The organism is Flavobacterium potami, assembly GCF_020026915.1.
Classification (GTDB): domain Bacteria; phylum Bacteroidota; class Bacteroidia; order Flavobacteriales; family Flavobacteriaceae; genus Flavobacterium; species Flavobacterium potami.
This window is the reverse complement of sequence record NZ_JAINUY010000005.1, coordinates 214,356-226,848: the sequence shown is the minus strand read 5'-3', so window position 1 is coordinate 226,848 and position 12,493 is coordinate 214,356. Positions and strand designations below refer to the sequence as shown.

Genomic DNA, 12,493 nt, shown 5'->3' with positions numbered 1-12,493 from the left:
GTTTTAATGAAAAGTGAAATTTATTAAAATAGCTCTAGATTTCATCGAATCGATGTTGTCTGTCCATCCACTTGCCTGTCCAGGATTGTCGCGAATCAGTTCATCGGTAATTCCAAACATTCCTCTAACTGAAGGAGAGAAGATAAAATATTCTGTGAAGATATCAATTCCTAGGCCTAATTCATAAGCGGCAGTCCATTGTTTTACCCTAAATTTCTGTTGAAAGTTATCGTCCTGAGATTTAGCGTTGCTAGATAAATTTAAAGTCGTAGACACGCCGCCAACCAAGAAAGGGCGGATGTTTCCTGTACGCTGGGAAGAAAACTTCAAAAGCAAAGGAAAATGGATGTAAGTACTGTTTACCTCTCTTAAATAATCATTTTCGGAGGTGAAATTTGGAAAATACAAATCACGTTTGGTATAGTACAAACCCGGTTCAAAACGAAGACTGATATATTCCTGTAATCTCAAATCGGCGACAACCCCAACATTAAATCCAGTTGTTTTTTTTACCTGAATATCCTGCTGAATTTTATAATCAAATTTAAAGTCAAAACTATTAAAACCTAAATAGTAACCAAAATACACACGTTGTTTTTGAAAGTTTTCAAGGTTGATAATAGGGTCTTTGCTAAACATATTTTTAGCAAATTGCGAATGCCCTTTTGTCGTTAAGACTAATAAAAATAAGATTACAGCTTTTTTCATACTATTTTTTAGATGCAGAATAAATTGTTGCGACACCAAAAGTTTGAGGCATTGCCACAACATCTATAAACCCAGTTTTTCTCAAAATATTGTTCAAGGCTTCACCATAAGGAAAAGCAGCAGCAGATTCAGACAAATAACCATATGCGTCATTATCCTTTGAAAATAATTTCCCTATTAACGGAAGAATGTTTTTACTGTAAAAATTATAGCCTTGTTTATAAGGAAATTTATCAGGTACAGAAGTTTCTAAAATAACGAAAACACCATTTGGTTTTAAAACCCTTAATATTTCACCGAAACCTTTTTCAAGATTTTCAAAGTTTCTTACGCCAAAACCTACTGTAATTGCATCAAAATAATTGTCTTCAAAAGGCATGTTTTCAGAATCACCCAAAACTAATTCAATAATATTGGAAAGGTTCTTTTCTTTCACTTTTTTTCTTCCAACTTCCAGCATTCCAGCAGAAATGTCTAGTCCGATAATTTTTTCAGCTTTGGTCTGAGTCAATAAAATAGCTAAATCTCCAGTTCCTGTTGCGATATCTAAAACAACTTTTGGTTTTTTGTCTGAGACTATTTTTAATACTTTTTTACGCCATTTTACATCAATTCCAAAAGAAATTACGCGATTTAAATTATCGTAATTCCCAGAAATCGTGTCAAACATTTGGGTTACTTGCTCTTTTTTACCTAATGAAGAGTCTTTATACGGAGTTATTTTTTCAGACATTTTTTTTATTTAGGCAAATATAAACAATCTAGTCTAACTGTAATTGAGTTTTTTGCTTAGTAAATTAAATGTTTTGAAATGACTTGTTTTAGAATTCCAATCGCATCCCTAAATCTAGGTATTTTAGAAAAATCACTAAAACGCGGTATTGTGCATTGTCTCTATTTTGGGCAACTTTGCTAAAGTAAAAATGATTAAGTTTTAATGATTGGTACTACCAAAATGGCTTGAAGCAGATAATTACTTTTTTGCGCTAGTAAACTATCTGTTCTTGAAAAGGTTTTGTAAAAGTATTGTTCTTGGGGGGAAATACTTATTTATAAAGTGCAAAATACGTTCTTAGGATTAAATTTGTTTTTGGAAATTTTAATTTTCTGCCTTTAATATCTTAGTGGTATTTGTTATTAAAGGCGTTTTGAGATGTAGGTCTCAAATTAACATTAAATGTTATTCAGTTATTTCAAATGTTTTTAACATTTGTGATTTTTAAACAAAACTAATTCTTGAGCAAGTCAGTTGTAAGATAACAATCATTCTAAAAACATCCTCTGAAAAGAGGATGTTTTTTATTTATTTTCTAATGTAAGTTTCATAAGTGTAATCATAAAGATGTTTTTCATCTTTAAAATTTTCTTCAGATTCTACTAAAACCCATTCACTTTTATTGAGTTTAGGAAAAAAAGTATCAGCTTCAAAAGTATGATGAACTTTGGTAAGCTCGATTATATCAGTAAACGGAAGTCCTAAATTGTAAATTTCACCTCCGCCAATAATGTAATTATCATCATTTTCCGGACAAATTGCGATTGCTTTTTCAATGCTGTCAACAACAATACAACCTTCTGGTTTATAGTTTTCCTGACGCGAAATTACAATGTGTACACGATCGGGTAATGGTTTCGGAAAACTTTCAAAAGTTTTTCTTCCCATAATGATATGATGACCGGTAGTAAGTGATTTAAATCTTTTGAAATCATTTGGCAGATGCCATACTAGTTCGTTGTTCTTTCCAAGTGCATTGTTTTCGGCTGCAGCCGCTATCATTATAATCATGGTATGCTAAACTAAATTTTGTTTTGATTGTCTTCGTTTAGAGAAGATTCAAGTTGAGTTATTCTCTTTTGTTGTAAAGCAACTAATCTGTCAATTTGCTCTCTTTCCCATTTCTTGTTCATAAAACGGTCTGTGATGTATACTTTTATAAAATGCAGTATGAAAATGAAAAGCCAGATTGTGATGCCCCAAATACACCAATTTTGAGTTGTGCCCTCTCCGAAACCAAAAAATCTATTGGCAATAAATAAAAATAAACTTCCCAGAAGAAAAAGTACAAAATGGAAATATAAAATCTTTTTTTGCCTTAATCGTCTTCTGGCATATTCGTATTGTTCGTGCACTTCTTTTTCCATAAGATAAAAATGAGATTATAAAGTTAAAATTTATTTTTGAAAGTCAATATTATGCACGTAGAATATTTGCTTTAAAATGGCTTACGAATTTGAAATAGAGAATTTTAACGCTAATAAATTATAGATATAATTAAAAATAGATACAGTTTTTAGTATTATGATAAATCGGCTAGAGGAGTAGCGAGGGTCTCGTTGAATTTGACTAATTTTAGAATGTATAAATCTAAAAACTAAATAGTTATGTCTTTAAAGAAACAATTTGTAAAAACGAAACCAGTATGTAAGGTTACTTTTTCAATAGATGCTAAAGAAGCAAGTTCTGCTGCTGTTGTTGGAGATTTCAACAATTGGAATGCTGAAGAAGGATCTTTAAGTAAATTGAAAAATGGGACTTTTAAAGCTACTTATGACTTAGTTAAAGATGCTATTTATGAGTTCAAGTATCTAATTGATGGTGTTTATGTGAACGATCCAGAGGCTGATTCTTATAAATGGAATGAATACGCAGGAAGCGAAAACAGTGTTTTAGTAGTATAAAAAAATCCGCTAATTAGCGGATTTTTTGTTTTTATACAGCGACACTTCCTTTAATAGCAGGATGCGGATCATAGTCAACTAAAGTAAAATCATTGAAATCAAAATCAAAGATGTTTTTAATCTCAGGGTTTAAAATCATTTTTGGTAATGGTTTTGGTTCGCGGGTCAATTGCAATTCTAATTGTTCAAAATGATTGTTGTAGATGTGCGCATCACCAAAAGTGTGGATAAATTCACCTGGCTCCAAATCGCAAACTTGAGCAATCATCATTGTCAATAAAGCATAAGAAGCAATATTAAAAGGAACTCCTAAAAAGATATCTGCACTACGCTGATACAGCTGACAGGAAAGTTTTCCTTTTGTCTCTCCTTTTTCTAAATCAGGCGAGGCAACATAAAATTGAAAAAAGGCATGACAAGGAGGCAATGCCGCTTTGTTATTGGCTACATTTTCCTCAAAAGATTTTGTTGTGTCTGGTAAAACAGAAGGATTCCAAGCAGAAACCAACATTCTGCGGCTGTTTGGGTTTTTTTTCAACTCTGAAATTAATTCAGAAATCTGATCAATTTCTTCGCTATTCCAATTACGCCATTGGTGTCCGTATACTGGACCTAAATCGCCATTAGAATCTGCCCATTCATCCCAGATTTTAACTCCGTTTTCTTGAAGGTATTTTATATTTGTATCGCCTTTTAAAAACCAAAGCAGTTCATAAATGATCGATTTTAAATGTAATTTTTTGGTTGTAACCATTGGGAAACCTTCACTTAAATCAAAACGCATTTGGTATCCAAAAACGCTTTTGGTTCCAGTTCCGGTGCGATCTCCTTTTTGATTGCCGTTTTCTAAAACGTGTTTTACTAAATCTAAGTATTGTTTCATTATTGCTTTAGGCTTTAGGCTGTAAGCTTTAGGCTTTTCCTAATGCTTAAGCTGTTTTTTTATATTTCTGCTTTAAGCTTATAGCCTAAAGCTTACGGCTTATTGCTGTAAAATTATCTTTTTGAGATTTCGTCTCTTATTTTTGCTGCTTTCTCATAATCTTCCTGAGAAACTGCCTGGTCTAACAAGTCATTTAATTCCTGCAAACTGTGTTTAGAATAAACGTCACCGGATTGATTGCTTTCTTCTTCGCGTCCGAAAGTTTCTGGATTTGAAAGTACGTCATCAATTTCCTGAGAACCTGAATCTGTTTCTGCTGTGTTCGATTTTAGATAAATACCAGCTTTGTCTAATATGTTTTTGTATGTAAAAATCGGTGCGTTAAATCGTAATGCTAAGGCAATTGCATCAGAAGTTCTGGCATCGATAATTTCTTCAATTTTGTCTCTTTCGCAAATTAAGCTAGAGTAAAAAACGCCGTCAACGAGTTTATGAATGATAACTTGTTTTACCACAATGTCAAATCTTTCAGCGAAATTTTTAAACAAATCATGTGTTAAAGGACGTGGAGGTTTGATCTCTTTTTCTAAAGCAATAGCGATTGATTGGGCTTCAAAAGCACCAATAACAATTGGTAATTTTCTTTCGCCATCGACTTCATTCAAAATTAAGGCATAAGCGCCATTTTGAGTTTGACTGTATGAAATTCCTTTTATGGATAATTTTACTAGACTCATATATGTTTGTAAAACGGGCACTTAGCACCGCATTTTAATACTTTTTTTGATTGGAAAATAAAGGTGCAATTTTAATCAAAAAATATGGAACAAAAAAGCTGCCTTAAAACAAAGATACGATTATCTTGTTTTTAGGCAGCTATATTTTAAGAGAGAATTTTAAATTAAGAATGCTGAGCTTTAAAAGCTTTTAGTTTCTCTGTTAATTGTGGTAGAATTTCAAAAGCATCACCAACAACTCCATAATCTGCTACTTTAAAGAAAGGAGCTTCAGGATCGTTATTGATTACTACTTTTACTTTAGACGAGTTGATACCAGCAATATGCTGAATAGCTCCAGAGATTCCAACTGCAATGTATAAGTTGGTCGCAACTGGTTTTCCTGTTTGTCCAACGTGCTCGCTGTGAGGTCTCCATCCTAAATCTGAAACTGGTTTAGAACATGCCGTTGCAGCACCTAAAACTTCGGCTAAATTTTCGATTAATCCCCAGTTTTCTGGACCTTTTAATCCACGTCCGCCAGAAACTACGATGTCTGCGTCAGCAATTGAAACTTTTCCAGATACTTTTTCTACAGATTCTACTTTTACACCAAAATCATTGTCTCCAATTGTTGGATTAAAATCTTCGGCAGCAGCAGCTCCTGCGCTTTCGAAAATTCCGTAAGAGTTTTTAGCCAGTCCAAGAACTTTTACATCGGTATCGATTTGCGTAATGTTGAAAGCTTTGTTTGAGAAAGCATTTCTTTTTACCTGAAAAGGAGAAGTGCTAACTGGTAATCCTACAACATTTGAGGCATAACCAGCTTCTAAAGAAACCGCTACTAATGATGAAAGATAAATACTATCTGTTGTTGAAGAAAGTAAAACTAATTTAGTTCCTTCTTTTTGAGCTGCTTGTTTGATTACATCAGCGTAAGCTTTTGCAGTAAAACCAGCTAATTTATCGTTGTTTACTTTTAGAACTTTATCAACTCCGTATTTAGCTAATTCGCTAACATCGCTAATGTTTACAGTCAAAGCTGTAACAGTTGTTCCTAAAGATTCTGCTACTTTTTTAGCGTAAGAAGCTAATTCGAAAGCAACTTTTTTAAATTTTCCTTCTGCAGATTCTGCGTATATTAATATTGACATGATTTTTTTGTTTAGAGGTTTAAAGTTTTAGGTTTCAAGTTTCAGGTTATTGCTGAAAACTGAAAACTGCGACTGAAAACTGATTACTAGATTACTTTCGCTTCGTTGTGTAATAAATGGATTAACTCGTCTAAATTATCAGGAGAAACTAATTTTACTGCTGATTTTGGAGCTGGTTTTTCAAATTTCACTGCTTTTGTGTTTACCGCTGCATCAACTGGCTCAAGAATTGTTAGAGCTTTCGTTCTTGCTGTCATAATTCCTCTCATGTTCGGGATGCGTAAGTCTTTTTCTTCAACAAGACCTTTTTGAGCTCCAATGATTAATGGAAGAGTCGTGCTTACAGTTTCTTTTCCACCGTCGATTTCACGAACTGCTTTTACGTTGTTTCCGTCAACAGTTAAGCTTGTACAAGAGTTTAAGAAGTTAGAACCTAAAATTCCAGCAATCATTCCAGGAACCATTCCTCCGTTATAATCTAAAGACTCTTTTCCTGCGATTACTAAGTCATAACCACCGTTTTTAATTACTTCTGCTAATTGTTTTGCAACGAAAAATCCGTCAGTTGGATTTGCGTTTACACGAATTGCTTCGTTTGCACCAATTGCCAATGCTTTACGCAAAGTTGGTTCTGTATCTGGGCCACCAACGTTTACAACCGTTACATTTGCACCTTGTTGTTCTTGGAACCAAATAGCACGTGTAAGACCGAATTCGTCGTTAGGATTAATTACATATTGTACGCCGGCTGTATCAAATTCTGAATCACCGTTTGTAAAGTTGATTTTTGAAGTAGTATCAGGCACATGGCTGATGCAAACTAGTATTTTCATAAGTATATATTTTGAATTTATAATATGCTTTTACAAATTTAGAATATTATTTGGAATAATTATACTATGCATGCATAATATTTTTTAAAACTATTACGTTTTCGCAAATTGTGCGGTTTTGAGTGACTTTCATCGGATTCTAAAATTAAAAAATTATTCATTTTGTCTGATTCTTAGGAATTTTGCAATGTTTGAATACAACTCGAGCATTTGTTTTTTGTCTGATAAATACTAAATTTTCATTTTTTACGTTTAAATGATTGGATTTTGAAGAAACAGTAATTCAACAAATAAATTAAAGTTTGTCGAAAAAATAATATTGAAGAAATAAGTGTGAATTAAACGTCTATTATATCGTTTTCGTAAATATCACAATTGACTTAAAAAAGTTAAAAGCTAGATAAGCGGAGAAGTTAGTGCGATTTTAAATTCAATTTATGCTTTTAAGTTATTTAAAATATTTATTTTTGCTCTTCAGAAAATTCAACATACAATATAAAATATGAGAACAATACAATTTAGAGAGGCCATTTGTGAAGCGATGAGCGAAGAAATGCGTCACGATGAATCCATATATTTAATGGGCGAAGAGGTTGCAGAATACAACGGAGCATACAAAGCTTCAAAAGGAATGCTTGCTGAGTTTGGAGAAAAAAGAGTAATCGATACTCCAATTGCTGAGCTTGGTTTTACAGGAATTGCAGTAGGTTCTGCAATGAACGGAAACCGACCGATTGTAGAATATATGACTTTCAACTTCTGTTTAGTTGGTATTGATCAAATTATTAATAACGCTGCTAAAATGCGTCAAATGACAGGAGGACAATTTAATGTGCCTATCGTTTTCCGCGGACCAACAGCTTCTGCTGGTCAATTAGGAGCAACTCACTCTCAGGCTTTAGAAAACTGGTTTGCTAACACTCCAGGTCTTAAAGTTGTAGTTCCTTCAACTCCATATGATGCAAAAGGACTATTAAAATCTGCAATTCGCGATAACGATCCAGTAATTTTCATGGAATCTGAGCAAATGTATGGTGACAAAGGAGAAGTGCCAGACGGAGAATATACAATTCCATTAGGAGTTGCTGATATCAAACGTGAAGGAAAAGATGTTACTATTGTTTCTTTTGGAAAAATCATCAAAGAAGCTTTTATCGCTGCTGATGAATTAGCTAAAGAAGGAATCTCTTGTGAGATCATCGACTTAAGAACTGTACGTCCGATGGATAAAGATGCAATTCTTACTTCTGTTAAAAAAACAAACCGTTTAGTAATTCTTGAAGAAGCTTGGCCATTTGCAAGTGTTTCTTCTGAAATTACATATATCGTTCAAGAACAAGCATTCGATTTCTTGGATGCACCAATTCAACGTATTACAACTGCAGATACTCCTGCACCTTACTCTCCTGTATTGCTTAAAGACTGGTTGCCAAACGCTGGTGATGTTGTTAAAGCAGTAAAGAAAGTATTGTACAAATAATACCAAAATAAATACTAATAAAACTTCATCAGACAACATGGATTGGTGAAGTTTTTTTTTACATAATAATGAACAAAATAAAGCTGTTTCTCTTATATATTGTATTTGCTTTTGCGAATGTTGCTACTGCACAAACTAAGGTGAGCGGAATTGTTTTGGATAAATCAAATCAGCCGATACCGTTTGCAAATGTGGTTTTTAAAGGTTCAAATACTGGAATCGTTTCTAACGAAGACGGACGTTTTTATCTGGAATCACCAAATACTTACACTGCATTATTAGTTACTTCGGCTGGATTCTCAGATAAAGAAGTTCCTTTAGAAAAAGCGGTAAATTATAATTTTAAAATTGTTTTAGGCGAAGCCGAAGCTTTGAATGAAGTTGTTATTTTTACGGGGAAAACTTCTAAAAAGAATAATCCGGCATTAGATATCTTGAGGAAAATATGGGAAAGAAAGCGTAAAAACGGACTTTACCAATTCAATCAATATCAAATGCAGAAGTACGAAAAAGTCGAATTCGATATGAATACGATTGATAGTGCTTTTATGAAAAACAAACTTTTCAAAGGCATGGAGTTTGTCTTTAATCATGTGGATACTTCAGATGTTACCGGAAAAACATATTTGCCCATTTTTATCAATGAATCGGTTTATGATGTTTACGGTGACAATAAATTAAAGAAAGTAAAAGAAAATCTGACTGGAAATAAAATGTCTGGTTTTAATGGAAATCAGCAGATTTTGTCTTTTGTAAAAGATCTTTATTCTGATTATAATATTTACGATAATCACCTTAAATTTTTTGATAAAAGCTTTACCAGTCCGCTTTCTAAAACAGGAATTGATGTCTATAATTATGTATTGAAAGACAGTGCTTTTGTCGATAAAAAGTGGTGCTATAATATTGTTTTTTATCCAAGACGTAAAAACGAATTAACTTTCAAAGGAGATTTTTGGGTCAACGATACGACTTTTGCAATCAAAAAAATTAATATGGGCGTAACCAAAAGTGCCAATATTAACTGGGTAAAAGATATTTACATCGAACAGGAATTTGAAGTAGAAAATGATTCAGTTTTCCTTTTGACACGTGATTATATGATGTCTGATTTTGCTTTGAACAAAAAAGAAAAATCAAAAGGGGTTTATGGAAAACGAACAACATTGTACAGAAACCATAAATTCAATATTCAGAAACCTGAGAAATTTTATAAAGAGGAAGTCAATTTCATAGACAATGCGGTCTATGAGCGACCGCCTGAATTCTGGGAAGAAAATCGTTTTGAAAAATTAAATAAAGACGAAGCAGGTATTTATAAAATGCTCGATACCTTGCAAACCGTCAAGCGATTCAAGCAGTTGTATAATCTCGTCTCCATTTTGGGAAGTGGTTATGTCGAATTTAAAAACTTCGATTATGGGCCCATTTTCTCTACATTTGGGTATAACGAAGTAGAAGGTTTACGATTAAGAGTTGGAGGAAGGACGTATTTCGGTCCAAATGATCCTTGGCGTATTCAGGCTTACACCGCTTATGGATTTGATGATAATAAATTCAAATACGGAGTTTCAGGAAAATGGATGGTAGATAAGAAAAACCGAGTTATTATTTCTGGAGGAAACAGGCGCGATATTGAGCAAATTGGAGCCAGTTTAACCACAACAAATGACGTTTTAGGGCGAAGTTTTGCTTCTTCTGCTTTGTTTACAACAGGAAGTAATGGAAAGCTTACCAATATAAATTTGAGTAATGTTTCTATAGAAATGGAAGCCAAAAAGAATTTTATTGTTCAGGCAGGATTTTCATATCGAACATTAGAATCGGCTTCACCAACATTTAGTTTAGATTACTACACGACCTTGCCAAGTCCTGCAAACCCTACAGGAGTTATTCAAAGTGCAGTAAAGCAATCTGAAGCGAATATTCAGTTTGAATATATGCCAAACAGAAAGACTATCGGTTACGGTGTTGAAAGAGATTTAGTGGATAGTCCTTTTAGTCATTTCTTTGTGAATTTTAGTTATGGACTTAAGGGGGTTTTCGATAGTGATTTTGCTTATGAAAAAATTCAGTTATTCTACAGACAACCTATTATTATTGGGCCATTAGGAAGAACAAATATTACAATTGAAACCGGAAAAACTTTCGGTACAATTCCGTTAGGATTGATGAGCGTTATTCCTGGAAATCAGACTTATTTTACGATTGAAAATACATTCAGTAACTTGAATTTCTACGAATTCGTAACGGATCAATATACTACTTTGCAATGGAATCATGATTTTGGAGGAAGATTGTTTGCTAGAATTCCATTTATGAGAAAGTTAAACTGGAGAGAGTTTATTGGAATTAGAGCCGTTCACGGAACAATTTCTGATGCCAATCGTGCTATCAATGCTTCAGGATTGCCATACAATGCGCCAGAAAAAGTATATTGGGAATACAACGCAGGAATTGGGAATATATTCAAAGTTTTCCGTCTTGATTTTTCTTGGAGAGGGAATTATTTAGATATGCCAGACGCACATAAATTTGCAATAAAAGGATCTTTCGGATTTTATTTTTAAGGTTCTAAGTGAGAAAGTAACAAAGTCGCAAAGGTTTCAAATCTTTGCGACTTTTTTATTTTGTTTCACGCAGATTTTTAATCTATAATTTATCCGCTTAAATCTGCGAAATCTGTGTGAAACAAAAACTTAGCGACTTGGCGTCTTTGCGAGATTATTTTTTATTTACTTTTGAGATTAGACTTAAAAGCAGCATCATGCAAGAAGCCATAGATTTTCTTTCATCCAAAAATCCGATATTTCTAGAAATCATAGAGAAGTATGGATTGCCTCCAATTCCAAGACGTCCGCCGGGTTTTGAAACTTTGGTTTTGCTGATATTGGAACAACAAGTTTCTATAGATTCGGCGAAAGCCACATTTTTAAAAATCAAAGCTTACAAAGCTTGCGATCCTGAAAATATGGCAATTTTGACTGATGAAGAATTTAGAAGTTTGGGAGTTAGTCGTCAGAAAACAAAATACATTAAGATTTTAGCGGAAGCGGTTATAAATAAAGAATTAGATATTGAAAGTTTGGCTTCGAAACCAGCAAAACAAGTTCGTGAAGAGCTCATTAAATTAAAAGGAATCGGAAATTGGACAATCGATATTTATTTAATGTTCTGTCTAGAAGAACCCGACTTAATTCCACTTGGAGATATTGCAGTGGTCAATACAATCAAAGAGTTGTTGAATATTCATGATAAGCAAGAAATGGAAACTCATGCAGAACAATGGAGTCCGTACCGTTCTTATGCCACCTATTTGCTTTGGCATTATTACCTCAAAAAAAGAAATCGAACAATTACGTATTAAATGCTTGTTTTTTAAACTCTAATGCGGATAATTTAACCTTCTTTTTTATTGTAGAACTAGATTCTTTGGTTATTTTTGCAACCGAAATTATAGAAACAATAAAAAACGAAAATGACCGCAGACAAATTAACGACTTTCGATGTGTTAATCGAAATACCAAGAGGAAGCAGAAATAAATACGAATACGATTTTGAAATTAAAAGAATGCGTTTTGACAGAATGTTGTTCTCTTCAATGATGTACCCAGCTGATTACGGATTTATTCCAGAAACATTAGCATTAGACGGAGATCCTCTTGACGTATTAGTTTTAGTAAACGAACCGACTTTCCCTGGATGTGTTATGGAGGTTAAGCCAATTGGAGTTTTCCACATGGCAGATGATAAAGGACCAGACGAAAAAATTATCTGTGTACCAGTTTCAGATCCAATCTGGAATTCACTAAATGATCTTTCAGATATTAACGGGCACTTATTGAAAGAAATAGAGCATTTCTTCCAAGTTTACAAAGATCTTGAAAACAAAAAAGTTGATGTTGAAGGATGGGGAGATGTAAACGAAGCGTTTGCAATTATCGCTGAGTGTACAAAACGTTTTAACGATATCGAAAATAAACCAGAAGGATTATTTAGCATTAAATAATTTAAGGCTTCATATTTTATAAAAAAAGCAA

The 12,493-nt window shown here is 33.3% G+C and carries 13 protein-coding genes; 5 read left to right on the top strand and 8 right to left on the bottom strand.

Annotated elements, in window-relative coordinates:
* Positions 1-3 precede the first annotated feature (3 nt).
* The 4 genes from porT to K6T82_RS15825 form a co-directional block, all read right to left on the bottom strand.
* Positions 4-708 (bottom strand): type IX secretion/gliding motility protein PorT/SprT, encoded by a 705-nt coding sequence (gene porT / locus K6T82_RS15840; RefSeq protein WP_223707477.1) that lies wholly within the window; start codon positions 706-708, stop codon positions 4-6.
* Between the two features lies 1 nt (position 709).
* Entirely contained in the window at positions 710-1,441 is a 732-nt protein-coding gene (gene ubiE, locus K6T82_RS15835; protein WP_223707475.1) for a bifunctional demethylmenaquinone methyltransferase/2-methoxy-6-polyprenyl-1,4-benzoquinol methylase UbiE, read from the bottom strand.
* A gap of 570 nt (positions 1,442-2,011) precedes the next feature.
* A complete protein-coding gene (locus tag K6T82_RS15830; RefSeq protein ID WP_223707473.1) occupies positions 2,012-2,494 on the bottom strand; it encodes a dihydrofolate reductase in 483 nt (160 codons plus the stop codon).
* Between the two features lie 11 nt (positions 2,495-2,505).
* On the bottom strand, positions 2,506-2,850 hold the full coding sequence (locus K6T82_RS15825) for a 2TM domain-containing protein (protein ID WP_223707471.1): 345 nt from the start codon (positions 2,848-2,850) through the stop codon (positions 2,506-2,508).
* A gap of 240 nt (positions 2,851-3,090) precedes the next feature.
* Here K6T82_RS15825 and K6T82_RS15820 point away from each other — a divergent pair, with 240 nt between their 5' ends.
* On the top strand, positions 3,091-3,387 hold the full coding sequence (locus K6T82_RS15820) for an isoamylase early set domain-containing protein (protein ID WP_223707469.1): 297 nt from the start codon (positions 3,091-3,093) through the stop codon (positions 3,385-3,387).
* A 31-nt stretch (positions 3,388-3,418) separates the two neighbouring features.
* Here K6T82_RS15820 and K6T82_RS15815 read toward each other — a convergent pair whose 3' ends face one another.
* The 4 genes from K6T82_RS15815 to K6T82_RS15800 all read right to left on the bottom strand — a co-directional run bounded on the left by K6T82_RS15815 (position 3,419) and on the right by K6T82_RS15800 (position 6,973).
* Positions 3,419-4,270 (bottom strand): thymidylate synthase, encoded by an 852-nt coding sequence (locus K6T82_RS15815; protein ID WP_223707466.1) that lies wholly within the window; start codon positions 4,268-4,270, stop codon positions 3,419-3,421.
* Between the two features lie 113 nt (positions 4,271-4,383).
* Complete coding sequence (locus K6T82_RS15810) at positions 4,384-5,007, bottom strand: bifunctional nuclease family protein (RefSeq protein WP_223707464.1); 624 nt, start codon at positions 5,005-5,007, stop codon at positions 4,384-4,386.
* 164 nt (positions 5,008-5,171) lie between these two features.
* The gene (locus tag K6T82_RS15805) at positions 5,172-6,140 is read right to left on the bottom strand and encodes an electron transfer flavoprotein subunit alpha/FixB family protein (protein WP_223707462.1); all 969 of its coding nucleotides are present in this window, start codon (positions 6,138-6,140) and stop codon (positions 5,172-5,174) included.
* 86 nt (positions 6,141-6,226) lie between these two features.
* Positions 6,227-6,973, bottom strand: coding sequence for an electron transfer flavoprotein subunit beta/FixA family protein (locus K6T82_RS15800; RefSeq protein ID WP_223707460.1), 747 nt, complete (start codon positions 6,971-6,973; stop codon positions 6,227-6,229).
* Positions 6,974-7,475: 502 nt separating this feature from the next.
* Between K6T82_RS15800 and K6T82_RS15795 the strand changes: the two genes are divergently transcribed.
* The 4 genes from K6T82_RS15795 to K6T82_RS15780 all read left to right on the top strand — a co-directional run bounded on the left by K6T82_RS15795 (position 7,476) and on the right by K6T82_RS15780 (position 12,462).
* The gene (locus K6T82_RS15795; RefSeq protein ID WP_223707458.1) at positions 7,476-8,453 is read left to right on the top strand and encodes a pyruvate dehydrogenase complex E1 component subunit beta; all 978 of its coding nucleotides are present in this window, start codon (positions 7,476-7,478) and stop codon (positions 8,451-8,453) included.
* A 68-nt stretch (positions 8,454-8,521) separates the two neighbouring features.
* Complete coding sequence (locus tag K6T82_RS15790; protein WP_223707455.1) at positions 8,522-11,023, top strand: DUF5686 family protein; 2,502 nt, start codon at positions 8,522-8,524, stop codon at positions 11,021-11,023.
* 197 nt (positions 11,024-11,220) lie between these two features.
* On the top strand, positions 11,221-11,820 hold the full coding sequence (locus tag K6T82_RS15785; RefSeq protein WP_223707453.1) for a DNA-3-methyladenine glycosylase family protein: 600 nt from the start codon (positions 11,221-11,223) through the stop codon (positions 11,818-11,820).
* Between the two features lie 111 nt (positions 11,821-11,931).
* Complete coding sequence (locus K6T82_RS15780) at positions 11,932-12,462, top strand: inorganic diphosphatase (protein ID WP_223707451.1); 531 nt, start codon at positions 11,932-11,934, stop codon at positions 12,460-12,462.
* Positions 12,463-12,493: the final 31 nt, after the last annotated feature.

Bases quoted from the DNA above. Each gene is read 5' to 3' on its own strand.
- porT (WP_223707477.1), bottom strand. From the start codon at position 708: ATGAAAAAAGCTGTAATCTTATTTTTATTAGTCTTAACGACAAAAGGG.
- ubiE (WP_223707475.1), bottom strand. From the start codon at position 1,441: ATGTCTGAAAAAATAACTCCGTATAAAGACTCTTCATTAGGTAAAAAA.
- K6T82_RS15830 (WP_223707473.1), bottom strand. From the start codon at position 2,494: ATGATTATAATGATAGCGGCTGCAGCCGAAAACAATGCACTTGGAAAG.
- K6T82_RS15825 (WP_223707471.1), bottom strand. From the start codon at position 2,850: ATGGAAAAAGAAGTGCACGAACAATACGAATATGCCAGAAGACGATTA.
- K6T82_RS15820 (WP_223707469.1), top strand. From the start codon at position 3,091: ATGTCTTTAAAGAAACAATTTGTAAAAACGAAACCAGTATGTAAGGTT.
- K6T82_RS15815 (WP_223707466.1), bottom strand. From the start codon at position 4,270: ATGAAACAATACTTAGATTTAGTAAAACACGTTTTAGAAAACGGCAAT.
- K6T82_RS15810 (WP_223707464.1), bottom strand. From the start codon at position 5,007: ATGAGTCTAGTAAAATTATCCATAAAAGGAATTTCATACAGTCAAACT.
- K6T82_RS15805 (WP_223707462.1), bottom strand. From the start codon at position 6,140: ATGTCAATATTAATATACGCAGAATCTGCAGAAGGAAAATTTAAAAAA.
- K6T82_RS15800 (WP_223707460.1), bottom strand. From the start codon at position 6,973: ATGAAAATACTAGTTTGCATCAGCCATGTGCCTGATACTACTTCAAAA.
- K6T82_RS15795 (WP_223707458.1), top strand. From the start codon at position 7,476: ATGAGAACAATACAATTTAGAGAGGCCATTTGTGAAGCGATGAGCGAA.
- K6T82_RS15790 (WP_223707455.1), top strand. From the start codon at position 8,522: ATGAACAAAATAAAGCTGTTTCTCTTATATATTGTATTTGCTTTTGCG.
- K6T82_RS15785 (WP_223707453.1), top strand. From the start codon at position 11,221: ATGCAAGAAGCCATAGATTTTCTTTCATCCAAAAATCCGATATTTCTA.
- K6T82_RS15780 (WP_223707451.1), top strand. From the start codon at position 11,932: ATGACCGCAGACAAATTAACGACTTTCGATGTGTTAATCGAAATACCA.